Below are 22,406 nucleotides of genomic sequence, written 5' to 3'. Positions count from 1 at the left end.
TCTCCTGAAATTTGGCTTGTCCTTCCGGTCGCGAAACCATTTCGCTCCCTTGAGGGCAATAACGCCAACCACCAACTTCCGGTTTGCAGGTGAACGGTAACTCCCCGTAACGCCGTGTAACGCGGCCCGGCGCCGGGTACTGCGTCAATTTGTCGCAGCACCGCCAGGAGCGCCTTCATTACCATGGCGCCTTGACCAAGCTCGGTGACCGCCGGTCGCCCATTCGTCCCAGCCCGTGCGCATCCTTCCGTTTCTCGCCCTGCTGTTCCTGCTGGGCGCCTGCCAGCCCGCCACCGAATCCCGGGGTACGGGCGCGCCCGTCGAATTTCATCTGCAGACTGCCGCCGGCCCCCTCGACGGCCCCGCCGCCGACGGCCAGGTGCGCCTGCTTTTCTTCGGCTACACCAACTGTCCCGATCTTTCGCCCACGGCCCTGGCCACCGGCGCCCAGGCCCTCAACGGCCTGACCCCGGCGGAACGGGAGCGGGTGCGCCTGGTCCTGGTGACGGTGGACCCGGAGCGGGACACGCCCGCCGCCCTGCAAGGCTATACGGCCTTCTTCCACCCCCTGCTGGTGGGCGCCAGCGCCCCGCCGGCCCAGACCGCAGCCCTGGCCAAGGCGCTCGGCACCGGCTTCGAGAAGCAGGCGCCACGTCCCGACGGCAGCTACTTCGTGGACCACAGCGGCAGCAGCTACCTGCTCGACGGCAGCGGCCGCCTGGCCGCCACCCTGCCCGCCGGCGCCTCGCCCCAGGAGATGGTGGCCGCCATCCGGAGCCTGTTGTGACGCGGCGCCCCTCGGCCCGCTTCGGCGCCTTCCTGGCCGTGCTGCTGTTGCTGTTCCTGGCCATGCTGGCCGACGCCCGCCGCCTGGCACCGCCGCGGCAGCAGGAGCAGGCCGCACGGGCCGCCCTGGTGCAGCAGCTGGGCCTGAGCGACCTGGCCCTGTTCACCGAGGCCCGCTACACCCGGCACCTGTCCCTGGCCGATCTCCATTCGCCGTTCCAGGACCATCCCCTGGCCCTGGACCACTTCCCCTCCGGCTCCGTCGTGCCGCCGCCCCCCGCCCGTCTGCCCCACTATGCGCCCCTGGATCGAGAAACAACGCTACCTGATTGACTACACCCTGGCCGCCCTGGCCCGGCGCAAGGCCCGCAACCTGGGCCTGCTGGCGGTCTATGCCCTGCTGGTGTTCATGCTGGCCTCGGTCTCCCTCTTCGGTCAGGCCCTACGCCAGGAAGCGGCGGCGGTGCTGGCCGACTCGCCGGAGGTGATCCTGCAGCGCCTGGTGGCGGGGCGCCACGACCTGATCCCGCCGGGCTACCTGGAGAAGATCGGCCGCATCCGCGGCGTGCAGCACCAGCAGGGGCGCCTGTGGGGCTACTACTACGATCCGGTGAGCAAGGCCAACTACACCCTGCTGGTGCCGGCCGCTGAGGCGCCGGCACCAGGCCATCTGCGCCTGGGCGCCACCCTGGCCCGGGAGCGGGGCCTGCAGGCGGGCCAGCCCCTGTCCCTGCGCTCCTACGGCGGCAAGCTGTTCACCTTCACCGTGGACGAGGTGCTGCCGGCCAGCAGCGAACTCATCAGCGCCGACCTGGTGCTGCTCGGCGAGGCCGATTTCCGCGCCTTCTTCGACTACCCGGCCGGCCATTACACGGACATCGCCCTGTCGGTGGCCAATCCCCAGGAGGTGCGCAACGTGGCGGCCAAGCTCAGCGCCGCCCTGCCCGACGCCCGCCCCATCCTGCGCGAGGAGATGCGCCGCACCTACGCCAGCCTGCTGGACTGGCGCGAGGGCATCGTCCTCGCCCTGCTGGCGGCGGCCCTGCTGGCCTTTGCCATCCTGGCCTGGGAGAAGGCGTCCGGCCTTTCCGCCGACGAGCGGCGGGAGATCGGCATCCTCAAGGCCATCGGCTGGGAGACCGGGGACGTGCTGCGCATGAAGCTGTGGGAAGGCCTGCTGATTTCCTTCAGCGCCTTCCTCCTCGGCCTGGTGGGGGCCTATGTCCATGTCTTCCACTTCGGCGCCCGCCTCTTCGAGCCGGTGCTGAAGGGCTGGGCGGTGCTTTATCCCCGCTTCACCCTGGTACCCCAACTGGACGGCCTGCAGCTGTTCACCCTCTTCTTCTTCACCGTGGTGCCCTACACCGCCGCCGTGCTGGTGCCCATCTGGCGCGCCGCCATCATCGATCCCGACACGGCCATGCGCGGCTGACCGGGGGACCTGCCATGATCCAGCTCACCGACATCCACAAGGCCTTCAACCAGGGCCAGCACAACGAATACTGGGCCCTCTCCGGCATCGACCTGGAACTGGAGGCCCGGCGCGTCACCGCTTTCCAGGGCCCCAGCGGCTCGGGCAAGACCAGCCTGCTGACCATCGTCGGCTGCCTGGCCCGCCCCACCCGGGGCCGGGTGCGCCTGCACGGGGAAGACATTTCCGGCCTGCCGGAGCGCTTCCTCACGGAAATCCGCCGCCGCACCTTCGGCTTCGTCTTCCAGCAGTTCAACCTGATCCGGGGCCTCTCGGCCCTGGACAACGTAATGCTGCCGGCCTACCCGGAGGGCAAGCCCCACGCCGAACTGCTGCAGCGGGCCGAGACCCTGTTGGAGCGCCTGCAGCTGGGCCACCGCCGCCATGCCCGGGTGGAGTGGCTGTCCGGCGGCGAGCAGCAGCGGGTGGCCATCGCCCGGGCCCTGATCAACGACCCCGAAGTCATCATCGCCGACGAGCCCACGGCCAATCTGGACACCACCCTGTCCAAGCAGTTTCTCGCCATCCTGGAGGAGCTCAGCGGCGAGGGCCGCACGGTGCTGCTAACCAGCCACGACCCCCTGGTGATCAAGTCCAGCGCGGTGCACCGGGTGGTGGGCCTGCGCGACGGCCGCCTCTGCGGGGATTGAGCCATGCTCTTCCAGCCCTCGGTCATCGCCCTGCTCCTGGCGGCCACCCTGTCCCTGGTGATGGTGGCCGCCGCCGCCCCCTTCGCCTGGCAGATCCTGCGCCGCTGGGACCTGGGCAGCGGCAGCGAACTGCAGCTGCAGCTGGAGCGGCGCACCTACCTCTTCTCCACCCTGGCCGCCTTCGTCTGCGCCAGCCAGCTGCTGGCCCTGCTGCTCTTCGTGTTCACCGCCGACCGGCTCTCCGCCATGTTCGTCGGCGCCATGTGCGCCGTCGGCGCCCTCAATGCGGATGCCCGGGGCTTTCCCGCCCTGCTGCTGCAGGTCGCGCTATTCTTCCTCGCCGCCCTGTGGCTGGTGCTGAACCACGTGGACACCCGGGCCCGCAACTACCCCCTGGTCCGCCTCAAGTACGCCCTGCTGCTGGGCCTGACGCCCCTGCTGGCCCTCTCGGCCTGGCTGCAATGGTCCTATTTCCGCGGCCTCAAGGCGGACATCATCACCTCCTGCTGCGGCAGCCTCTTCTCCGGCGACAGCAACCACGGCGTCGCCGGGGAAATGGCGGGACTGGCGCCCCTGCCGGCCATGCTGTGGTTCTACGGCAGCCTCGGCCTGGCCGCCCTGCTCACCGCCTGGCACGCCTGGAGCGGCCGCCTCGGCCTCCTGGCCGGGCTCAGCAGCGGCGCCGCCTTCGTCGGCGGCATCAGCGGCATCGTTTCCTTCCTCTCGCTCTACCTCTACGAGCACCCTCACCACCACTGCCCCTTCTGCATCCTCAAGCCCGAGTACGACTACCAGGGCTACGCCCTCTACCTGCCCCTGTTCGCCGCCACGGCAGCCGGCATGGGCAGCGGCGTGCTGCAACTGGTGTGCCGGGTGCGGGGCCTGGAGCAGATCGCCCCGGCCGCCTCGCGCCGCCTGGCGACGGTGGCGGCCTGGGGCTTCGGCCTGCTGCTGTGCCTGGCCGCCGGCATGATGGCCGGCTCCCGGCTGGTACTGCTGGAACCCTGAACGGCGCGCCTCAGCCGGCGGCGCCGTCCTTCTTGCGACGCAGCCGCTCCTGGTCGTTGCGGTAGCGGCGGCCCAGCTGCTCCGCCTTCTCCGCCATGGATGCGGCCAGGGCCTCGTCGAAAGTGGCCAGCTCGCCGCCCTGCTCCTGGCGCACCCGCTGGGCCGCCACCGGATCGGCAAAGACGTACTTGCTGCGCCGGGTCATGGTGCCCGGCAGGCGACTGCCCAGCAGATAGGTGGCGGCGGCGACATCCACCAGGGGCTTGGGCTCGCCGTCGGCGCCGAAATCGGGCCCGTAGATGGCCTTGAAGCCCCGCCGCCGCTCCCGCAGCATCATCTCGGCCGTGCATTCCAGGGAACAGGTGCCGTCCACGTGGTCGTCGGCGTAATGGGTCAGGTGACGGGCGTAATGGAAGCGACGTCGGTCCATGTTGCAGACGACGCAGCGGGGATACTTTTCTAGCTCGTTGTCCAGAGGCACCAGGTCGGCAACGGCGCCGGCAGTGGGCTCGGCAGCCTCGACCTGCCCCACCACCGTCAGCGCCAGCAGGCCTTTGAAAAGGGTACGGCGATCCATGTCTTGCGCCTTTCAATGAAAAGGCCGGACACGCGGTCCGGCCGGGGAATCCGTGATCAGTAGCTGGCCTGGAAGGTCAGCATGAAATTGCGGGGGTCGCCGTAACCGTTATAGGAGTTGACCGAGCGGACGCCACTGGAGTGATAAACCCGGTCGAACAGGTTGTAGGCGTTCAGGCTCAGGGAATAGCTCTTGTTGAAGCGGTAGCCGATGGCTGCATTGACCACGGCATAGCCACCTTGGGCCATGGTGTCCAGGGTTCCATTGCCTTTGTAGCGGCTGCTCCCCACCAAGCCTGCACCTACGTTCCAGCCGGCCCCGGCATCGTCGGCAAAGCGGTAGTTGGCCCACAGCTTCAGCGTATGGCGTGGATACCAGTTGCTGAAAGCCTTGCCCGTATTGGTTTTGTCCTTCAGGTATTTGGTTTGCAGATTGGTATAGCCGGCGGTCAGATCCAGACCCTTGGCCACCTTGCCAGTGACCTCAGTTTCCCAACCCTTGCTTTCCACTTCACCGGCTGCAAGGTAGAAGGTGGGATGATCGGGATCCTCGAAAGAGCGATTGACGTCGCGAATCTGGAAAATGGCCAGGTTGGCATTGACCTTGCCATCCAGGAACTCGCCTTTGGCGCCGATCTCATGCTGCTTGCCGACACGAGGCTCAAGCACCGATCCGTCGTAACGCTTTGCAGTCTGGGGAATGAAGATGTCCGAATAGCTGGTATAGAGCGACGCATGGGCGGTCACGTCGTAAATGAGTGCGCCATAGGGCGTGAATTCCCCGCGGGCGGTAGCCCCAGGCTGCCAGGCCGTCGGCACGGCGGGGGCCGTACTGCGGCTCTTGTAGAAGTAATCGGTGTAACGACCACCCACGATCATGGTCAAGGGGTCGGTCAGGCTCAGGCGCAGTTGGCCATATGTCCCATGCTGATAGGACACGCTCTCGCCACCAAGGGTGTAATTGACCGTAGGTTCGGGGATGGAATTGGGGTCAAAAATGGACACGCCGTTAACCGTGCTCGCCGTGCCGCGAGCATAGCTAGTTCGCAAACGGTCGTAATTGACCCCGACCAGCGCCTGGTGACGCCGCCCCAACAGGTCGAAAGGCCCGGAGAGGAAGGCATCGACCCCATCCCGGTAGTAATCGTAGTCTGCTTCACGGCGGGCGTAGCTGGCCTTATTGGTCAGCGGATTGACGCCTCCCGTGACATAGCTGTCCTTGAAGAACTGGCTCTGATTGCGCCGATAGGCCGTGGCCTTGGCCGTCCATTGGTTCTCCAGACGATGCTCCAGAGAAGCGGCCAGTTCCTCCGTATGCCAGGTAGTCCGGTTCCAGTCGGGCAACACGTTGGTGGAGCGGGGCACGTTCAGGTATTGCCCGTTGCTGTAGGCCGGCAGTCCGGAAGTCGGCACATGGGTTTCTGCATCCTGCACCGTCAGGAACACAGACAGGGTTGTGGCCGAACTGAGATCCACATCCAGGTTGCCGTAGACGAGGCTTTTGGAATCCTTGGTCCGGGCATAGAAAAATTCTCGGTCCTGTTGGGAAACGACCAGGCGGCCCCGGATGCGTTTTTCAGTATCGAACGGCCCGGTGATGTCCACCTCGGTGCGACGGTTGTTCCAGCTGCCGAGAGACACCTTGAGATCGCTCTTGAAGGTGTCCTGTCCCCGCTTACGCACCAGGTTCACCGCCCCCGACGGATTGTCCGATCCCTGCAACAGCCCGGCCGGCCCCCGCAGCACTTCGACCCGGTCATAGATGGGCAGGTCGAACTGCTGGTAACCACTCAAGGCACCTGCAGCTGGCACTCCGTCATACATGACGCCCAGGCCGTAGCCCCGGGCGTTGTACTGGCTCTGGGTGGAATCGTTGGGCACGGCGGTGACACCGGTGGTCTGGTTGAGCGCATCCCAGAGGTTCACCATGCCCTGGTCGTCCATCTGCTGGCGCGTCACCACCGATACGGAATGGGGAATCTCTCGCATGGTCAGGGGAATTCTGCCGGCCACGGTGGCCGCTGCGGCTGCATAGGTGCCGCTACCCTCGCTCTGGGCGCTGGGCCGTGGTGCGCGCACCACCACTTCAGGCAGGGTCTGACTATTGCGCGGCCGCCGCTGGATCACGTAGCTCCCCGGGGCGGTGCTGTGGAAGACGAAGTCCGTGTCCTGCAGCAGCTTCTGCAGCGCCGCCTCCGGCGTCAGGCTGCCCTGCAGGCCACGGCTGCGGGCGCTCTGCAGTTCCGCCGCGTCGAACAGGATCTGGATGCCCGTCTGCCCGGCCAGACCCTGCAGGGCCTCGGCCAGGGGCTGGGGCGCCAGGTCCAGCGTACGCGCCCCCTGGGCCCATGAGTTCCCCGCCACGGCTGCCGTCACCAGCGCCACCATCCCCATCATTTTTTTCATTGCTCGCCTTTCACTCACTGAGACTCCGGCTGTTTGCCGGCATGGGGAGTAAGACGTTGGCGCACTGAAAACCCTGACACGGGTGGGCAAAAATATTTACTCGGCACCGCCGCGGCGCAGCAGATAGGTGCGGTCCCGACCCTCTTCCCGGGCCAGGGGATAGAGCAGCAGCAGGGCGTCGAGCAGGCCCTCCCGGTCCGCCATGCGGAAGCTGCCGCTGATGCGCAGTTCCGCCAGGGACGGGTCCTGCAGCAGCACCGGACGCTCGTGCTGGCGATTGACCTGCGCCAGGGCCTGGGCCAGGGGCGTGGCCTGGAAAATCCAGCGGCCATCGAGCCAGGGCGCCACCTGCCCCGGGGCCACCGGCTGCACTGCGCTGCTGCCCTGGGGCCCGTGCTGCCATTGCTGGCCGCCCCCGATGGCCACGGGGGCGGCGCCGAGATGGGCTTCCACCCTGCCTTCCAGCACCCGCACCGCGAGGGACTGGCGCTCCCGGCTGACGGCGAAGGTGGTGCCGATGTCCCGCAGGGTGGCGGCGCCGGCCTGGACCGAGAAGGGCCGGGCATCGGCGGCGACGACGAAGCGGGCCTCGCCCCGCTCCAGGAAGAGGCGGCGCTGGTGCTGCGAATACTGGATGCGCAGGGCCGTGTCGGCGTTGAGGTCGAGCCGGCTGCCGTCCGCCAGCAGTTCGCTGCGCATTTCGCCCACCGCGGTCTGCAGGCACTCCTGGCGGTCCATGGCCGGCAAGCCGAGCAGGGCGCCGCAACAGGCGAGGCCGGCCAGCCCGGCGGCCAGGGACTGGCGCCGGCTGCGGCGGCGGGGCTTGAGGCCGTCGAGCTGGCACCACAGTTCCTGGAAGCGGGCGTACTCCCGGGAATGGCGGGGGTCGGCGGCCAGCCAGGCCTCGAAGCGGCGCTGCTCGGCAGCGGAGCATTCCGGCCGCTGCAGGCGCAGCAGCCAGCCCGCCGCCTGCTCCAGCACCGCCGGCAGGGGCTGGTCTTCAGGGGGCGTGCCGCAGGCGGACATGGTCAGTGCAGGCACAGGCGCAGCTGCACCAGGGCCCGGATCAGGTGTTTTTCGATGGCATTGACGCTGATGCCGTATTCCCGTGCCAGGTCGGCCTGGCGGCAGCCGTCGAACTTGTGGCGCAGGAACACCTCGCGGCAGCGGGGCGGCAGCTGTTCCACCGCCACCGCCAGGCGGGCCAGGGTCTGCCGGGCGCTGGCCACCTGCTCCGGACCGGGGCGGGGGCAGGCCTGTTCGGCGCAGTCTTCCAGGGGCAGGATTTCCCGGGGGCGACCGGCCTCGGCCCGGTAGTGGTCCACCGCCAGATTGGCGGCGATGCGATAGAGGAAAGCCCGGGGATTGCGGATGGCGTCCTTGCCGTCGCTCAGCATCATGCGCAGGAAGGTTTCCTGGGCCAGTTCCCGGGCGACTTCCCGGCAGGCCACCCGCTGAGCCAGGTAATGGCGCAGTTCGGCGACGTGCTGCAGGTAGAGATGGGCGAGCGCTTCACCACCGAGCATGGGTGGCTATCCATTAGGGCATAGAAAGAAGATCGCCATGCTAGAGCACGGCCCGCCCTGCACAAATGCGACATAGGGTCGCACTGCCGCCCGCAGAGCCAGGCCGGGCGCGGCAATTTGCCGCACTCCGGCACTTTCGCCAACGCTTATATTCGAGGTCTGTTTTTCAGCAAGGGAGATAAGAAATGGATCGTCGTCAACTTTTGAAGCTGTCCCTGGCCGCCGGCGCCGGGCTCGCCGCCACCACCGGCACCAGCCAGGCCGCCGCCTGCGACACGGACCGCACACCCCAGCAGTTCATTCCCAAGACCGAGGCCGATGCCAATCCGCTGGACAAGGAATTCGAGAAGTATCCCAAGTGTCCCTACTGCGGCATGGACCGCAAGGAACACCACAAGGCCCGCATGCTGGTGCAGTACAGCGACGACCTGGCCGACGGCGTCTGCTCCATCCACTGTCTGAGTCTCAGCCTGGGCCTCAACATCGACCGGGAACCGAAGCAGATCTGGGGCCCCGACTACGGCTCCGCCGTCGAACCCCGGCCCCTGGTGCCGGTGGACAACCTGGTCTATCTCATCGGCGCCGACCTCAAGCACGCCATGACCAAGCGCAGCAAGCATTCCTTCGCCACCCCCAGCGTGGCCAAGGAATTCCAGGCCAAGTACGGCGGCAGCCTGGGCAACTTCAACGATGCCCTGCGCGAAGCCTATCTGGACATGGCCGGCGACGTGGCCATGATCCGCAGGAACCGGGAAGAACGCCGGCGCAAGGCCGCCCAGGCCAAGGGCTGAGATGGGGCGCCGCCTCCTGGCGGCCTGGCTGCTCTGCGCCTGGATGGGTATCCAGGCCGCAGCGGCAGCCGCCGCGCCGCCCGCCAAGCCCGGTCCCCGGGACACCTGCCCGGTCTGCGGCATGCTGGTTTCCAAGTATCCCAACTGGGTCGCCGTGGTGCAGTGGAAGGACGGCCATGTGCATTTCTTCGACGGCGCCAAGGACATGTTCAAGTTCCTCCAGGACCTGCCCAAATACGCCCCGGGCCACCGCCCCGGCGACATCGAGGCCATCCTGGTGACCGACTTCTACAACCTGCGCCGCGTTGATGCACGCAAGGCCCTGTTCGTCCTCGGCTCCGACGTGCTCGGTCCCATGGGCCACGAACTGGTGCCCCAGGCCGACCGGCTGGATGCGGAAGAATTCCTCAAGGACCACAAGGGCAAGCGCATCGTGGACTTCGGCCAGGTGACCCCGGCCCTGGTCCGCCAACTGGACGCCGACTGACACCGGCCGGACTCAGGGGGCGGCGCGCCGTCCCCTGATCACGCTGCCCACCATGGTCAGCACGAACAGCAGCAGAGCCAGGCCGTTGCCGGCGCCGCCCCAGGGCCGCAGCCCCGATTCGGGCAGCAGGTCGCCCAGCAGGCGCAGGGCCAGGCTGCCGTGCAGCACCAGCAGGGGCCCGTAGAACACCGGGTGGTAGGGAATCTGCACCCGGGCCACGGCGGGAAAGATGATCGGCGCGTGGCCGAACACCATGGAAAAGACAAAGCCCACCAGCAGGGCATGCAGGGCTGCGTCGTAGTGGGGCCCGCTGCCGCTGAGGGCACCGCCGCCGAGCAGCAGGCCGCCGCCCAGGGCCAGCCAGAAATATCCCAACAACAGACACACCGCTATGAAGCGGGTCAGACCCTGCTGCTTCACCGTGCGCCGGGCAATGTCCTGTTTCAACAGCCACAGAGCCAGGGCCAGCAGGCCGAGCCCGGCCAGTGCCGTGCCTGCGTCCGGCAGCAGGGGTGTCAGCAGCGCCCCCAGCAGCACCAGGGCCATGAACAGGGCGAAGAAGCGCTGCGCCAGGGGCGATGGCGGCAGGAAGCGGGAAAGCTCCAGGCGCTCGCCAGCAATGGTCAGGGCCAGGAAGGCAACCCAAGCGGTCACCACCCGGGGCACCGGGAAGCCGGCCAGCCACAGGCCGTTGCCCAGCAGCCAGGAAGCGGCGCCCAGGGCCAGGGTCAGGTTGTGCAGGGCGGGCTGCTGCCGCCACACCCGCAGGGAGGCCAGCAGCAGGATGGCGGCCGCGCCGCAGGCCAGGCCGCCGGCCACCGCCGGCGGCGCGCCGAGCAGCAGGGCCAGGCCGGCAGCACCGGCCAGGGCCGGCCCCAGGTAGGCCCAGCCGGTGGCCAGGGCCACCGCCCGTTCCAGGGCGATGACGGTGCCGAAGAAGGCGCTGACCATGAGGGGGCCGTGGAAGGCGGCGCCCTGGGCCGCCAGGGAGGCGGGCAGGGGAAAGGCCCAGCCCAGGCGCCACAGGCCGCCGCCGACGCCGACCAGGAGGGCGGCCATGGCCAGCAGCAGCAGGGGCAGGCGTTGCAGGGGACGCAGGCCGCCCCGGTGGGGGGCGTTCATGGCTACTCGCCCCAGCCCAGGGTGTCCTTGGCCTTGGGGCTCATCAGGGCCGGCGACCAGGGCGGCTCCCACACCAGTTGCAGGTCCAGGTCGTAGGGTTCCGGCACCAGGGGCTCCAGGGCCGCCCGGGCCTCGTCCATGACCAGGTCGCCCATGGGGCAGGCCGGGCTGGTCATGGTCAGGCGCACCACGACGCCGTTGTCGCCGATGTCGATGCCATAGACCAGGCCCAGGTCCACGATATTCACCCCGACCTCCGGATCCACCACCTGGCGCAGGACGGTGCGCAGGGCTTCTTCAGTCGGCAGGGACATGGTCATTCTCCTAGGTAGGCGGCTTTGACGCGGGGGTTGTCGAGCAGGGTGCCGGCCGCATCGGTGAGGGTGATGTCGCCGGACTCCATGACGTAGCCGCGGCGGCTCACCTGCAGGGCCAGGCGGGCGTTCTGCTCCACCAGCAGGATGGTCATGCCCTGGCTGGCCACCTCTTGTACCACCTCGAAAACCTTCTGCACCATGATCGGTGCTAAACCCATGGAAGGTTCGTCCAGCAACAGCAGCCTGGGCCGGCTCATCAGGGCCCGGCCCATGGCCAGCATCTGCTGCTCGCCGCCGGAGAGGGTGCCGGCCAGTTGGCCGTGGCGTTCTTTGAGGCGGGGCAGGAGGGCGAAGATGCGTTCCAGGTCGTCGGCGATCTCGGCCTTGTCATGGCGGCAGTAGGCGCCCATTTCCAGGTTCTCGGTCACCGTCAGACGGGCGAAGACGCCCCTCCCTTCTGGCACCAGGGCGATGCCCTGGCCCACCAGCTCGTGGGGCGCCAGGGCCGAGATTTCTCGCCCCTGGTAACGCACGCTGCCGCCGGAGGCATCGAGCTGCCGGGCCAGGGCTTTCAGGGTGGAGGTCTTGCCGGCGCCGTTGGCGCCGATGAGGGCCACGGTTTCGCCCGGGTCCACATGGAAGGTGATGCCCTTGACGGCCTGGATGCCACCGTAGGCGATGCGCAGGCCTTCGACGATGAGCAGGGGTTCAGCCATGGGCCACCTCGCTGCCGGCGGGTTGGGCTTCGGCGCCCAGATAAGCGGTAATCACGCGGGGATCCTTCTGCACCACGGCGGGCACGTCCTCACAAATCTTTTCGCCGTAATCGAGTACGGCCACCCGGTCGCACAGGCCCATCACCAGCTTCACGTCGTGCTCGATCAGCAGCACGGTGATGCCGTCCTTGCGGATGCCTTCGATGAGGGTGCGCAGTTCGCCGGTTTCCGAGGCGTTCATGCCGGCAGCGGGTTCGTCCAGGGCCAGCAGCTTGGGCTCGGTGGCCAGGGCCCGGGCGATTTCCAGGCGGCGCTGGTCGCCGTAGGAAAGATGCTTGGCCAGATCGTGGGCCCGGTCGGCGATGCCCACGTAGTGCAGCAGTTCCTCGGCCCGGCGCTGGATGGCCGCCTCCTCCGCCCGGGTGCCCGGGGTGCGGAAGATGGCGCCGAAGACGCCGGCCCGGGTGCGCTGGTGGCGGCCCACCATGACATTCTCCAGGGCCGTCATGTGGGCGAAGAGGCGGATGTTCTGGAAGGTGCGGGCAATGCCCCGGGCCGCCACCTTGTGGGGGGCCGAGGTGTCCAGCTCCGCTCCGGCGAAGACGATGCGCCCGCCGTTGGGCACATAGAGGCCGGTGAGGCAGTTGAAGAAGGTGGTCTTGCCGGCGCCGTTGGGGCCGATCAGGCCGTAGATCTCCCCTTCCCGGATGGTCAGGGAGACGCCGCGCAGGGCCTTGACCCCGCCGAAGTGCTTGGCCACGTCGCTGGCCTCGAGGAGGATGGGACGCTCGCTCATCACTTGCTCCCTCCCTGCAGTTCCCGTTTGCGCGTGGCCGAGGGCCACAGGCCGGCGGGGCGGTAGAGCATGACGGCGATCAGGGCCAGGCCAAAGAGCAGCATGCGCAGGCTTTCCGGGTCCACCACCACCTTGCCGAAGGCGTACTTCTGCAGGGGCACGGCGGCATGGCGGAAGGCTTCGGGCAGGATGGTGAGGAGGATGCCGCCGAGGATGACGCCGGGAATGTGGCCCATGCCTCCCAGCACCACCATGCACAGCACCATGATGGATTCCATGAGGCCGAAGGACTCGGGGCTGACGAAGCCCTGGAAGCTGGCGAAGAGGCCGCCGGCGACGCCGCCGAAGGTGGCGCCCATGGAGAAGGCCAGCAGCTTGATGTTGCGTACGTTGATGCCGCAGGCCTTGGCGGCGATCTCGTCTTCCCGGATGGCGACCCAGGCGCGGCCGATGCGGGAATCCTCCAGGCGGATGGTGACGAAGATGATGACCAGGGCCAGCAGCAGGAACAGGTAGTAGTAGGCGTGCAGGGAAGGTACCGTGACGCCCAGCACCGAGAGGGGCTTGGCCAGGGTGACGCCGCCGACGTGGAAGGGGTCGATGCTGGAAATGCCCTGGGGCCCGTTGGTGATGTTCACCGGCGCATTCAGGTTGTTCATGAAAATGCGGATGATCTCGCCGAAGCCCAGGGTGACGATGGCCAGATAGTCGCCCCGCAGGCGCAGGGTCGGCGCCCCCAGCAGGGCCCCGGCACCGCCCGCCACCACGGCCCCCAGGGGCAGGATGGCCCACACCGGCCAGTGCAGGCCGAAGTGGGGGCTGGCGAGGAGGGCGTAGAGATAGGCCCCCACCGCATAGAAGGCGATGTAGCCCAGGTCCAGGAGGCCGGCGAAGCCCACCACGATGTTCAACCCCAGGGCCAGCATGATGTAGAGCATGGCGAAGTTGAGGATGCGCAGCCAGGCATTGCCCAGGCCGGCACCGACGAGGAAGGGCAGCACCGCCAGGACGATGCCGATGGCGGCGTAGCCGGCCCAGAGGACGCGGCGGTCGTGCTTGAGGTCGTTCCAGCTCATGCCCGTTCCGCCACTTTCTCGCCCACCAGGCCGGAGGGACGGAAGACCAGCACCAGGATCAGGACGAAGAAGGCGAACACGTCCTGGTAATGGGAACCGAGGAAGCCCCCGGTGATGTCGCCGATGTAGCCGGCCCCCAGGGATTCGATGAGACCCAGGAGGATGCCGCCGATCATGGCCCCGGCCAGGTTGCCGATGCCGCCCAGCACCGCGGCGGTGAAGGCCTTGAGACCGAGAATGAAGCCCATGTAGTAGTGGGCGATGGAGTAGTTGGCGCTGACCATGAGCCCGGCCACGGCGGCCAGGGCCGAGCCGATGACGAAGGTGAGGGAGATGATGTGGTTCACATTCACCCCCATCAGCTGGGCGATGGCCGGATTCTCGGCGGTGGCGCGCATGGCGCGGCCCAGGCGGGTGCGGTTGATGAGCAGCAGCAGGCCGGCCATCATGCCGGCGGCCACCAGGACGATGATCACCTGCAGGTCGGTGAAGGTGGCGCCCAGCACTTCGTGGGCCTCGGCCGGCAACACGGCGGGGAAGGAATGGTAGCTGCGGCCCCAGACCATCATGGCCAGGTTCTGCAGCACGATGGAGACGCCAATGGCGGTGATCAGGGGGGCCAGCCGGGGCGCCTTGCGCAGGGGCCGGTAGGCGATCTTCTCGATGCCGTAGCCGATGGCCATGCACACCGGGGCGGCGGCCATGAGGCCGATCAGGGCGATGACCGGGCCCGGCAGGCCGGAGCCGGCCAGCAGCTTGACCACGGTAAGGGCAGTGAGGGCACCGATCATGACCACTTCGCCATGGGCGAAGTTGATGAGGCCCAGGATGCCGTACACCATGGTGTAGCCGAGGGCCACCAGGGCGTAGATACTGCCGAGCACCAGGCCGTTGATGATTTGTTGCAGAAAAATGTCCATGGAATTCCTGTGCGGACATGCAAACGGCGCCATAGGGCGCCGTTTGCAATGGGGAGGTTGGCTAGGAGCGGCTTACTTCTTCTCGCCAGCCGCAGCGGCAGGAGCGGAGGCGGGAACCGCGGCGGCCGGTGCAGCCGCTGCCGGCGCTTCGGCAGGAGCCGCTGCCGGCGCCGCCTCGGGAGTGCCGCCCAGGGTTTCCACGTACTCGATCTTGCCGCCCTTGTACTCGTAGAAGGAAATGGCGCCGTCCTTCAGGTCGCCGAACTCGTCGAAGCCGATCTTGGCGGTGACGCCCTGGAAGCTGGTCTTGCCGATCTCCGGCAGGTACTTGGCCGGCTCCACGGAATTGGCCCGCTTCATGGCATCCACCAGGACCATGGTGGCGTCGTAGACATAGGGCGCGTAGAGCTGGATTTCGGTCTTGAACTTGCCGACGAACTTGTCCTTGAAGACGGTGCCGCCGGGCATCTTGTCCAGGGGCACGCCGGGCAGGGAGCAGTACTGGCCTTCGGCGGCGGCGCCGGCCAGGGTGATGAAGTTGGGCGTGCAGCCGCCGTCGCCGGTGAGGAACTTGGCCTTCAGCCCCAGTTCCTTCATCTGCTTGGCCATGGGGCCGCCCTGGGGATCCATGCCGCCGTAGAAGATCAGGTCCGGCTTCTTCGACTTGATCTTGGTCAGGATGGCCTTGAAGTCGGTGGCCTTGTCATTGGTGTACTCGCTGGCCACCACCTTGAGGCCGGCAGCTTCGGCGGCCTTCTTGAACTCGTCGGCCAGGCCCTGGCCGTAAGCAGTACGGTCGTCGATGATGGCAACGCTCTTGGCCGCCAGGGTCTTGGCGGCGAACTGGGCCAGGGCCTTGCCCTGCTGCTCGTCGTTGGCCATGACGCGGAAGGCGGTGGCAAAGCCCTGCTTGGTGTAGGTGGGGTTGGTGGCGGAGCCGGAAATCTGGGGAATGCCGGCATCGAAATAAATCTTGGAGGCCGGGATGGTGGTACCGGAGTTGAGGTGGCCGATGACGCCGTTAACCTTGGCGTCGACGAACTTCTGGGCCACGGTGGTGCCCTGCTTGGGGTCGGCCTGGTCGTCGTCGGAAATGAGTTCGAACTTGACCTTGGCACCGCCGATCTCCAGGCCCTTGGCGTTCAGTTCCTCGATGGCCAGGGTGGCGCCGTATTCGTTGTCCTTGCCGATGTGGGCCTGGGGGCCGGTGAGGGGAGAGGCATGGCCGATCTTGACGGTGATCTCGGGCTTGGCGGCAGGAGCTGCAGCCGGGGCGGCCTGGGGTGCGGGTTCTTCCTTGTTGCCGCAACCGATCAGGGAAATGGCGGCGGCCAGGGCCAGGATGGTGCCGGGAATGCTGTTCATGCGCATAACGGAAACTCCTCTCGGGCTTATAACGGATGACGGTGTTGGGGAACAAGATACAGCGAATGATTCTCAGGGCGCCCCCCGCCCTTGTCAATATGCAGGATACAAGGTCGGCGCGGGCCTCCGGACGGATTGCAGACAATAAAAAAGCCAACCCGGAGGTTGGCTTTTCGTCAGCGAGACCTTAACGGCTCACTTCAGGCTCAGGACCCAGTGAGCCAGCTTCTTGGCTTCGTCCGGGGTCACGTTGTTGGGGGGCATGGGCACGGTGCCCCAGGCGCCGCTGCCGCCCTTCTGGATCTTCTCGGCCAGCTTGCCTTCGGCAGCCTTGTCGCCGGCGTACTTCTTGGCCACGTCCTTGTAGGCGGGGCCCACCACCTTGGTGGCGATCTGGTGACAGGTCATGCAGTTCTTGGCCTTGGCCAGGGCTTCGTCAGCCTGGGCAGCGCCGTTGATCAGGAGGCCAGCGGCGGCCAGCAGGGACACGTAAATCGCTTTCATGCTCTCGCTCCGTAGTGAGAATGGTGAATATGCTGTGTAGCGCGGGGATGTTAATGCACTTTCAACGGTTTGGCCAACATGCCAAGCAGGGCTTCCAGGCCGTCGATGGGTGGCAAGCAAGTAACGCCGGCACAGACCCAGGCGTTGACACGTTCCGTCTCCGGTTTGCGCAAGGGGGGCGGCCGTTCGTCCCCGCCCGTAGGGGCCACGGCGAGCAGCCAGGGCGCCGGCAGGCGGCCGATTTCGTCCTGCCAGCGGGCCAGCTCCGCGGCCGGTCCCTGCAGCACGGCCAGGGCCGGGGGGCTCAGCTCGTCGCCGAGGACATTGAGCAGGCCCGGGTGGGCGCCGGGATGCTGGCGCAGGTCGGGCAGGAACAGGGCCAGGGCGCGGCGGGCGGCGGCGGCATAGCGGGGCTCGCCGCCGAGCAGGGCCAGACGCCCCAGGGCAAAGGCAGCAATGCCGTTGCCCGACGGCGTGGCATGGTCCTCCACCGGCTTGGTGCGGTGAATCAGGGCCTCATGGTCGTGGGCGGTGAAGAAGAAGCCGCCTTCCTCCCGATCCTCGAAGTGCTGCAGCAGGGCGTCGGCCAGGGCCACGGCGCAGCGGTAGTCGGCATCGCGCCAGCCGGCCTGGAGCAACTCCAGCATGGCCTCCAGGAGGAAGGCATGGTCGTCCAGATAGGCCGGCAGCCGGGCCCGGCCATCCTTCCAGGCGGCCAGCAGCCGCCCGTCCCGCCAGAGCTCCCGCTGCAGGAAATCGGCCGCCCGGCAGGCCAGGCCCAGCCATTCGGGCCGGCCGAAGGCCCGGGCGGCCCGGGCCAGCCCCTTGATGGCCAGGGCGTTGCAGCCGGTCAGCACCTTGTCGTCCCGCCCCGGGCGGATGCGCTCGTTGCGGGCTGCCAGCAGGGTGTGCCGGGCCCCTTCCAGCTGCTGGCGCGCCTCGCCGGGCGTCAGGCGCAGGCGTTCGGCCACCTGCTCCAGGGGCTGCACCTGGCGCAGGTGCCATTCGGCATCCTCGAAATTGGGCGGACCATCCAGGCCCCAGTGGATGGAAGCCACATCCCATTGCTGGGGCGGCAGCAGGGCATGGACCTCCCGGGCGGTCCATAGGTAGAAGCGGCCTTCCTCACCCTCGCTGTCCGCATCCAGGGCGGCGGCGAAGGCCCCGCCGGGCAGCGCCATTTCGTGCTGCAGCCAGGCGACGATGCCCTCGGCTGCCTGGCGGAACACCTGCTTGCGGCTCAGGGCCCAGGCTTCGGCATAGAGGTGAAGCAGCTGGGCGTTGTCGTAGAGCATCTTCTCGAAGTGGGGAATGCTCCACTGGGCATCGACGCTGTAACGATAGAAGCCGCCGCCCAGGTGGTCGTGGATGCCGCCCTCGGCCATCCGTTCCAGGGTGGTCAGGGCCATGTCCCGGGCGTGGGGATCGCCGGTGGCGGCATGGCGGCGCAGGAGGAAGTCCAGGGCGGCAGGCCGGGGAAATTTGGGGGCTCCGCCAAAGCCGCCACGGCGCCGGTCGTAGTTGGCGTCCAGCTCCGCCACGGCCTGGGCCAGGGGGTCCGCGTTGAACAGGGGCTCGCCCCGCACCGCCCGCGGCAGGGTGCTGCCGAAGGCCTCGCGCATGGTTCGGCCCTGCTCGGCAATCTCCGACTGCTTTTCGGCAAAGGCCCGGGCCACGCTGTGCAGCACTTCGACAAAGGCCGGCAGGCCGTGACGGGGTTCCCGCGGGAAATAGGTGCCGCCGAAGAAGGGCATGGCGTCCGGCGTCAGGAACATGGTCAGGGGCCAGCCGCCGGGGCGGCCGACCAGCATCTGGTGGGCGGTCTGGTAGACCTGGTCCAGGTCGGGGCGCTCCTCCCGGTCCACCTTGATGTTGATGAAGAGGCGGTTCATCTCCGCCGCCACGGTTGCATCGGCGAAGCACTCATGGGCCATGACATGGCACCAGTGGCAGGCCGAGTAGCCGATGGAGAGCAGGATCGGCCGGTTCTCCGCCCGGGCCCGGGCCAGCGCCTCTTCGCCCCAGGGATACCAGTCCACCGGGTTGTCGGCGTGCTGCAGCAGGTAGGGGGAGGTTTCTGCGGCGAGGCGGTTGGGCATGACGGGCAGTCGGCTAGAGAGGTTGTGTCTGGGACAGCATCCGGGGCGGGGGGTTCAGGCCTCGGCGCTTTTCGCCAGGGCATCCACCAGGGCGACGGCGAAGCCGGACAAGCTCGCCCGGTTGCGGACGCAGATCTGCAGGTCGCGCCGGGCCCAGGGCTCGGACAGTTCCAGTACCGTGGGCGGCCGTTCCCGGTCGGCGAAGACCAGGGCCGACCGGGGCACCAGGCCGATGCCGACGCCGGCTCCCACCATGCGCAGCACGGCGCCGAAACTGCGCACCTGGATGCGCACGTTGAGGTGGCGTCCCTGGGCCGCCGCCGCATTCATGGTGAAGGTGTGGATGGCGCTGCCGGCGTGGAGCATGACGAAAGGGTAGTCCAGCACGGCACCGAAACCCAGCCCGGCAGGCTCGTCGCGACGGGCTTCCAGGGGATGACCGGCGGGCACTACCAGCACCAGGCGGTCCTGGCGGTAGGGCAGCAGTTCCACCCCGGAGCTTTCCACATGGCCCGCCACCACCCCCACTTCCACTTCGCCGCCGGCCACGGCCAGGGCGATATGGGGACTGGTGTGCTCCTCCAGGGTGACGCTGACCTGGGGATGGTCCCGCAGGAAACCGGCCAGGTCCATGGGCAGGAAGGTATGGGTGGCGTGGGTATTGGCCCACAGGCTGACGTGGCCGCGGATGCCCTGGGCGTAGGGCGCCAGGTCGGCATGCATCTGCTCCAGCTGGGCAAACACTTCCCGGGCGTGGCGCAGCAGGGATTCGCCGGCCCGGGTCAGGGCCACGCCCCGGGCCTGGCGGGTGAGCAGGGGCGTGCCCAGGGCGTCCTCCAGCTGACGGATGCGGTGGCTGGCGGAGGAGGGTGCCAGATGGGCCTTCTCGGCGCCCCGGGTGAGGTTGCGCTCCTCCGCCACGGCCAGGAACAGTTTCAGGTCGACAAGATCGTAGCGCATGGAAGGTTTCGGCTTTGACGAAGGCTTTCTTGGGAGTTTACCAATTGTTCCAGCTTTGGCGCGGGCTGAAAATTCAAACACTTCGTCTTGCCCGAATTGAACTCCATGCCCTGGAAACACTGGAACTCCGACCGCATCGGCGTCGCCCTGGCCGTCCTGGCGGCGTTCGGCTTCTCCTTCAAGGCCATTTTCGTCAAGCTGGCCTATGCTGCCGCCCCGGTGGATGCCGTCACCCTGCTCTCCCTGCGCATGGTCTTTTCCCTGCCCGCCTTCCTCTGGATCGGCTTCACCGCCGGCAACGCCGCCCCCCTGACGCGGCGCGACTGGGGCACCCTGGTGGTGCTCGGCGTCCTCGGCTACTACGCCTCCAGCATGCTCGACTTCCTCGGCCTGCAGTACATCTCGGCCGGTCTGGAACGGCTGATCCTGTTCACCTATCCGACCCTGACCGTGCTCATCGGCGTGCTGTTCATGGGCCAGCCCCTGGAGAAGCGCCAGGTGGGCGCCCTGCTGCTGTCCTACGCCGGCATCGGCCTGGCCTTCGCCCACGACCTGCAACTGGGCGGCGACGTGGCCACCCTGCTCACCGGCGCCGCCTTCGTCTTCGGCTCGGCCCTCACCTACGCCATCTACAGCGCCGGGGCCGAACCGGCCATCCGCCGCCTCGGCTCGGCCCGCTTCGCCGCCCTGGCCATGCTGGTGTCCACCACCGCCACCCAGCTGCACTTCTTCGCCACCCAGCCCCTCTCCGCCCTGGTGCAACCCCTGCCCATCTATCTCTACGGCGCCGCCATGGCCCTTTTCTCCACGGTGCTGCCCATCCTCTGGCAATCCGCCGCCATCCGCCGCATCGGTGCCGCCCGGTCGGTGCTGATCGGCACCCTGGGGCCTGTCCTCACCATCTTCTTCAGCTGGTGGCTGCTGCAGGAGCCCGTCTCCGCCGCCCAGCTGGCCGGCGCCGGCCTGGTCCTGGCCGGTGTCCTGCTGGTCAGCCGCAGCAAGCGCAAGCCCGCCTAGGCCTGGCCTAGGGGAAACTCCTCTGGTCAGACGGGCCGCCTTGTGCTGCAATCGGCGCTGTGCCCCTGCGGCCCAACCCACCCCTGCAAGGAGATGCCCATGCGCAAGACCCTGACCCTGGCAGCCGCTGCCGTCATTGGTTCCGCCCTCTGTGCCGCCCCGGTGCTGGCCCAGGAATCCCCCACCCTGAAGAAGATCAAGGACACCGGCTCCATCACCCTGGGCCATCGGGAATCCTCCATCCCCTTTTCCTACTATGACGACAAGCAGCAGGTCATCGGCTATTCCCACGAAATGATGTTGAAGGCGGTGGACGCCATCAAGGCCGAACTGAAGCTGGCCAAGCTGGACGTCAAGCTGATGCCGGTCACCTCGGCCAACCGCATCACCCTGTTGCAGAACGGCACGGTGGACATGGAGTGCGGCTCCACCACCAACAACCTGGAACGGCAGAAGCAGGTCGGCTTCTCCACCAGCATCTTCGTCATCGGCACCCGCCTCATGGCCAAGAAGGACGCCGGCGTGAAGGACTTCCCCGACCTCGCCGGAAAGAACGTGGTAACCACCGCCGGCACCACTTCCGAACGCCTCATCCGCAAGATGAACGAGGAAAAGCAGATGAAGATGAACATCATCTCGGCCAAGGACCACGGCGAATCCTTCCTCACCCTGGAAAGCGGCCGCGCCGTCGCCTTCATGATGGACGACGCCCTGCTCTACGGCGAAATGGCCAAGGCCAAGCGTCCGGGCGACTGGGTCGTGGTCGGTACCGCCCAGTCCAAGGAAGCCTACGGCTGCATGCTGCGCAAGGACGACGCCGGCTTCAAGAAGGTGGTGGATGCGGCCCTGACCAAGGCCATGACCTCCGGCGAGGCGGAGAAGATCTACAACAAGTGGTTCATGAACCCCATTCCGCCCAAGGGGCTCAACCTCAACATGCCGCTCTCCGACGACATGAAGGCCCTCTACAAGGCTCCCAACGACAAGGCCTACGAGTAAGCCGGGTCTGATCGGCAAGGCGGAAGGGCGATGCCCCTCCGCCTCCTTCTCCCTCTTCCCGTCGGGGTTCCATCATGAACTACAACTGGAACTGGTCGGTCTTCCTTACCCCCGTCCCCTCGGGGGAAACGACCTACCTGGGCTGGCTGTTCACCGGCCTGCAATGGACCGTCGCCCTGTCCCTTTCCGCCTGGGTCATCGCCCTGGTAGTGGGCTCCATCGTCGGCGTCCTGCGCACCGTGCCCAACCGCTGGCTGTCCGGCTTCGCCGCGGTGTACGTCGAGTGTTTCCGCAACGTGCCTCTCCTGGTGCAGCTGTTCTCCTGGTATTTCGTCCTGCCCGAACTGCTGCCCCCGGCCCTGGGCAACGCCTACAAGCAATCCGACCCGCTGCTGCAGCAGTTTCTCGCCGCCATGCTCTGCCTGGGCCTGTTCACTGCCGCCCGCGTCGCCGAGCAGGTGCGTGCCGGCATCGAATCCCTGCCCCGGGGCCAGAGGAACGCCGGCCTGGCCATGGGCTTCACCCTGGCCCAGGTGTATCGCCACGTGCTGCTGCCCATGGCCTTCCGCATCATCGTGCCGCCCCTGACCTCCGAATTCCTCAACATCTTCAAGAACTCGGCCGTGGCCACCACCATCGGCCTCATCGAACTGTCGCGCCAGGCCCAGCAACTGGTGGACTACACGGCCCAGCCCTACGAAGCCTTCATCGCCGTGACCCTGCTCTACGTCTGCATCAACGTCACCGTGATGTTCCTCATGCGCCGCCTGGAAGAAAAAGTCCGGGTCCCAGGCTTTATCGGAGGCAAGTGAGC

General features: G+C 67.5%; 24 protein-coding genes. 10 read left to right on the top strand and 14 right to left on the bottom strand.

Annotated features, from left to right (window positions below):
- Positions 1 to 235 precede the first annotated feature (235 nt).
- Genes OEL49_RS11280 through OEL49_RS11260 form a run of 5 tightly spaced genes read left to right on the top strand, consistent with a single transcriptional unit; the run spans position 236 to position 3,915 of the window.
- Positions 236 to 787 (top strand): SCO family protein, encoded by a 552-nt coding sequence (locus OEL49_RS11280; RefSeq protein WP_287874698.1) that lies wholly within the window; start codon positions 236 to 238, stop codon positions 785 to 787.
- Positions 784 to 1,119, top strand: a complete 336-nt coding sequence (locus OEL49_RS11275; protein WP_014235725.1) for a hypothetical protein — start codon at positions 784 to 786, stop codon at positions 1,117 to 1,119. Before OEL49_RS11280 ends, OEL49_RS11275 begins: the two co-directional genes overlap by 4 nt.
- A complete protein-coding gene (locus OEL49_RS11270) occupies positions 1,082 to 2,218 on the top strand; it encodes an ABC transporter permease (protein ID WP_287874697.1) in 1,137 nt (378 codons plus the stop codon). Before OEL49_RS11275 ends, OEL49_RS11270 begins: the two co-directional genes overlap by 38 nt.
- Positions 2,219 to 2,232: 14 nt before the next feature.
- Positions 2,233 to 2,907 carry an ABC transporter ATP-binding protein gene (locus OEL49_RS11265; protein WP_287874696.1) on the top strand — a complete coding sequence of 225 codons (675 nt, stop codon included), beginning with the start codon at positions 2,233 to 2,235 and terminating at the stop codon, positions 2,905 to 2,907.
- Between the two features lie 3 nt (positions 2,908 to 2,910).
- The gene (locus OEL49_RS11260; RefSeq protein WP_287874695.1) at positions 2,911 to 3,915 is read left to right on the top strand and encodes a hypothetical protein; all 1,005 of its coding nucleotides are present in this window, start codon (positions 2,911 to 2,913) and stop codon (positions 3,913 to 3,915) included.
- Between the two features lie 10 nt (positions 3,916 to 3,925).
- On the opposite strand, the gene OEL49_RS11255 is transcribed toward OEL49_RS11260, so the two are convergent.
- The 4 genes from OEL49_RS11255 to OEL49_RS11240 all read right to left on the bottom strand — a co-directional run bounded on the left by OEL49_RS11255 (position 3,926) and on the right by OEL49_RS11240 (position 8,423).
- Entirely contained in the window at positions 3,926 to 4,492 is a 567-nt protein-coding gene (locus OEL49_RS11255) for a nitrous oxide reductase accessory protein NosL (RefSeq protein ID WP_287874694.1), read from the bottom strand.
- A 56-nt stretch (positions 4,493 to 4,548) separates the two neighbouring features.
- On the bottom strand, positions 4,549 to 6,897 hold the full coding sequence (locus tag OEL49_RS11250) for a TonB-dependent siderophore receptor (RefSeq protein WP_287874693.1): 2,349 nt from the start codon (positions 6,895 to 6,897) through the stop codon (positions 4,549 to 4,551).
- Between the two features lie 96 nt (positions 6,898 to 6,993).
- Complete coding sequence (locus OEL49_RS11245) at positions 6,994 to 7,938, bottom strand: FecR family protein (protein WP_287874692.1); 945 nt, start codon at positions 7,936 to 7,938, stop codon at positions 6,994 to 6,996.
- Positions 7,926 to 8,423 (bottom strand): RNA polymerase sigma factor, encoded by a 498-nt coding sequence (locus OEL49_RS11240; protein WP_287874691.1) that lies wholly within the window; start codon positions 8,421 to 8,423, stop codon positions 7,926 to 7,928. Before OEL49_RS11240 ends, OEL49_RS11245 begins: the two co-directional genes overlap by 13 nt.
- 185 nt (positions 8,424 to 8,608) lie before the next feature.
- Here OEL49_RS11240 and OEL49_RS11235 point away from each other — a divergent pair, with 185 nt between their 5' ends.
- Together OEL49_RS11235 and OEL49_RS11230 are read left to right on the top strand one after the other, a co-directional pair.
- The gene (locus OEL49_RS11235) at positions 8,609 to 9,214 is read left to right on the top strand and encodes a nitrous oxide reductase accessory protein NosL (RefSeq protein ID WP_287874690.1); all 606 of its coding nucleotides are present in this window, start codon (positions 8,609 to 8,611) and stop codon (positions 9,212 to 9,214) included.
- A 1-nt stretch (position 9,215) separates the two neighbouring features.
- Positions 9,216 to 9,701, top strand: coding sequence for a nitrous oxide reductase accessory protein NosL (locus OEL49_RS11230; RefSeq protein WP_287874689.1), 486 nt, complete (start codon positions 9,216 to 9,218; stop codon positions 9,699 to 9,701).
- Between the two features lie 12 nt (positions 9,702 to 9,713).
- Here the strand turns inward: OEL49_RS11230 and OEL49_RS11225 are convergent, their stop codons facing one another.
- The 10 genes from OEL49_RS11225 to OEL49_RS11180 form a co-directional block, all read right to left on the bottom strand.
- Positions 9,714 to 10,823, bottom strand: coding sequence for a hypothetical protein (locus tag OEL49_RS11225; protein ID WP_287874688.1), 1,110 nt, complete (start codon positions 10,821 to 10,823; stop codon positions 9,714 to 9,716).
- Between the two features lie 2 nt (positions 10,824 to 10,825).
- Positions 10,826 to 11,137, bottom strand: a complete 312-nt coding sequence (locus tag OEL49_RS11220; protein ID WP_014235736.1) for a metal-sulfur cluster assembly factor — start codon at positions 11,135 to 11,137, stop codon at positions 10,826 to 10,828.
- Between the two features lie 2 nt (positions 11,138 to 11,139).
- Positions 11,140 to 11,856, bottom strand: coding sequence for an ABC transporter ATP-binding protein (locus OEL49_RS11215; protein WP_287874687.1), 717 nt, complete (start codon positions 11,854 to 11,856; stop codon positions 11,140 to 11,142).
- On the bottom strand, positions 11,849 to 12,652 hold the full coding sequence (locus OEL49_RS11210; RefSeq protein WP_014235738.1) for an ABC transporter ATP-binding protein: 804 nt from the start codon (positions 12,650 to 12,652) through the stop codon (positions 11,849 to 11,851). The genes OEL49_RS11215 and OEL49_RS11210 overlap by 8 nt, the downstream gene beginning before the upstream one ends.
- The gene (locus tag OEL49_RS11205; RefSeq protein ID WP_014235739.1) at positions 12,652 to 13,728 is read right to left on the bottom strand and encodes an ABC transporter permease subunit; all 1,077 of its coding nucleotides are present in this window, start codon (positions 13,726 to 13,728) and stop codon (positions 12,652 to 12,654) included. Before OEL49_RS11205 ends, OEL49_RS11210 begins: the two co-directional genes overlap by 1 nt.
- Positions 13,725 to 14,648, bottom strand: a complete 924-nt coding sequence (locus tag OEL49_RS11200; protein WP_014235740.1) for a branched-chain amino acid ABC transporter permease — start codon at positions 14,646 to 14,648, stop codon at positions 13,725 to 13,727. Before OEL49_RS11200 ends, OEL49_RS11205 begins: the two co-directional genes overlap by 4 nt.
- Positions 14,649 to 14,720: 72 nt before the next feature.
- On the bottom strand, positions 14,721 to 16,019 hold the full coding sequence (locus OEL49_RS11195) for a branched-chain amino acid ABC transporter substrate-binding protein (RefSeq protein ID WP_287874686.1): 1,299 nt from the start codon (positions 16,017 to 16,019) through the stop codon (positions 14,721 to 14,723).
- A 189-nt stretch (positions 16,020 to 16,208) separates the two neighbouring features.
- Complete coding sequence (locus OEL49_RS11190; protein ID WP_014235742.1) at positions 16,209 to 16,517, bottom strand: c-type cytochrome; 309 nt, start codon at positions 16,515 to 16,517, stop codon at positions 16,209 to 16,211.
- A 50-nt stretch (positions 16,518 to 16,567) separates the two neighbouring features.
- Entirely contained in the window at positions 16,568 to 18,616 is a 2,049-nt protein-coding gene (locus OEL49_RS11185) for a thioredoxin domain-containing protein (protein WP_287874685.1), read from the bottom strand.
- A 54-nt stretch (positions 18,617 to 18,670) separates the two neighbouring features.
- Positions 18,671 to 19,576, bottom strand: coding sequence for a LysR family transcriptional regulator (locus tag OEL49_RS11180; protein ID WP_014235744.1), 906 nt, complete (start codon positions 19,574 to 19,576; stop codon positions 18,671 to 18,673).
- 105 nt (positions 19,577 to 19,681) lie between these two features.
- On the opposite strand from OEL49_RS11180, the gene OEL49_RS11175 reads away from it, so the two are divergent.
- From OEL49_RS11175 to OEL49_RS11165, 3 genes are all read left to right on the top strand, one after another.
- Positions 19,682 to 20,593 (top strand): DMT family transporter, encoded by a 912-nt coding sequence (locus OEL49_RS11175; RefSeq protein ID WP_287874684.1) that lies wholly within the window; start codon positions 19,682 to 19,684, stop codon positions 20,591 to 20,593.
- Between the two features lie 99 nt (positions 20,594 to 20,692).
- Positions 20,693 to 21,592 carry a glutamate/aspartate ABC transporter substrate-binding protein gene (locus tag OEL49_RS11170; protein WP_014235746.1) on the top strand — a complete coding sequence of 300 codons (900 nt, stop codon included), beginning with the start codon at positions 20,693 to 20,695 and terminating at the stop codon, positions 21,590 to 21,592.
- A 74-nt stretch (positions 21,593 to 21,666) separates the two neighbouring features.
- Positions 21,667 to 22,404: an amino acid ABC transporter permease gene (locus OEL49_RS11165; RefSeq protein ID WP_014235747.1), complete on the top strand. Its 738-nt coding sequence runs from the start codon at positions 21,667 to 21,669 to the stop codon at positions 22,402 to 22,404.
- Positions 22,405 to 22,406: the final 2 nt, after the last annotated feature.

It is taken from the genome of Azospira sp. (assembly GCF_030247495.1).
Lineage (GTDB): Bacteria > Pseudomonadota > Gammaproteobacteria > Burkholderiales > Rhodocyclaceae > Azospira > Azospira oryzae.
Note: the sequence above shows the minus strand (reverse complement) of the source record. Positions and strands in the feature narration are given on the sequence as shown.

Coding starts and splice junctions, on each gene's coding strand:
- OEL49_RS11185 (WP_287874685.1), bottom strand. CDS start 18,616: ATGCCCAACCGCCTCGCCGCAGAAACCTCCCCCTACCTGCTGCAGCAC.
- OEL49_RS11195 (WP_287874686.1), bottom strand. CDS start 16,019: ATGCGCATGAACAGCATTCCCGGCACCATCCTGGCCCTGGCCGCCGCC.
- OEL49_RS11265 (WP_287874696.1), top strand. CDS start 2,233: ATGATCCAGCTCACCGACATCCACAAGGCCTTCAACCAGGGCCAGCAC.
- OEL49_RS11230 (WP_287874689.1), top strand. CDS start 9,216: ATGGGGCGCCGCCTCCTGGCGGCCTGGCTGCTCTGCGCCTGGATGGGT.
- OEL49_RS11270 (WP_287874697.1), top strand. CDS start 1,082: ATGCGCCCCTGGATCGAGAAACAACGCTACCTGATTGACTACACCCTG.
- OEL49_RS11225 (WP_287874688.1), bottom strand. CDS start 10,823: ATGAACGCCCCCCACCGGGGCGGCCTGCGTCCCCTGCAACGCCTGCCC.
- OEL49_RS11235 (WP_287874690.1), top strand. CDS start 8,609: ATGGATCGTCGTCAACTTTTGAAGCTGTCCCTGGCCGCCGGCGCCGGG.
- OEL49_RS11200 (WP_014235740.1), bottom strand. CDS start 14,648: ATGGACATTTTTCTGCAACAAATCATCAACGGCCTGGTGCTCGGCAGT.
- OEL49_RS11250 (WP_287874693.1), bottom strand. CDS start 6,897: ATGAAAAAAATGATGGGGATGGTGGCGCTGGTGACGGCAGCCGTGGCG.
- OEL49_RS11165 (WP_014235747.1), top strand. CDS start 21,667: ATGAACTACAACTGGAACTGGTCGGTCTTCCTTACCCCCGTCCCCTCG.
- OEL49_RS11255 (WP_287874694.1), bottom strand. CDS start 4,492: ATGGATCGCCGTACCCTTTTCAAAGGCCTGCTGGCGCTGACGGTGGTG.
- OEL49_RS11260 (WP_287874695.1), top strand. CDS start 2,911: ATGCTCTTCCAGCCCTCGGTCATCGCCCTGCTCCTGGCGGCCACCCTG.
- OEL49_RS11190 (WP_014235742.1), bottom strand. CDS start 16,517: ATGAAAGCGATTTACGTGTCCCTGCTGGCCGCCGCTGGCCTCCTGATC.
- OEL49_RS11210 (WP_014235738.1), bottom strand. CDS start 12,652: ATGAGCGAGCGTCCCATCCTCCTCGAGGCCAGCGACGTGGCCAAGCAC.
- OEL49_RS11180 (WP_014235744.1), bottom strand. CDS start 19,576: ATGCGCTACGATCTTGTCGACCTGAAACTGTTCCTGGCCGTGGCGGAG.
- OEL49_RS11205 (WP_014235739.1), bottom strand. CDS start 13,728: ATGAGCTGGAACGACCTCAAGCACGACCGCCGCGTCCTCTGGGCCGGC.
- OEL49_RS11170 (WP_014235746.1), top strand. CDS start 20,693: ATGCGCAAGACCCTGACCCTGGCAGCCGCTGCCGTCATTGGTTCCGCC.
- OEL49_RS11240 (WP_287874691.1), bottom strand. CDS start 8,423: ATGCTCGGTGGTGAAGCGCTCGCCCATCTCTACCTGCAGCACGTCGCC.
- OEL49_RS11215 (WP_287874687.1), bottom strand. CDS start 11,856: ATGGCTGAACCCCTGCTCATCGTCGAAGGCCTGCGCATCGCCTACGGT.
- OEL49_RS11220 (WP_014235736.1), bottom strand. CDS start 11,137: ATGTCCCTGCCGACTGAAGAAGCCCTGCGCACCGTCCTGCGCCAGGTG.
- OEL49_RS11175 (WP_287874684.1), top strand. CDS start 19,682: ATGCCCTGGAAACACTGGAACTCCGACCGCATCGGCGTCGCCCTGGCC.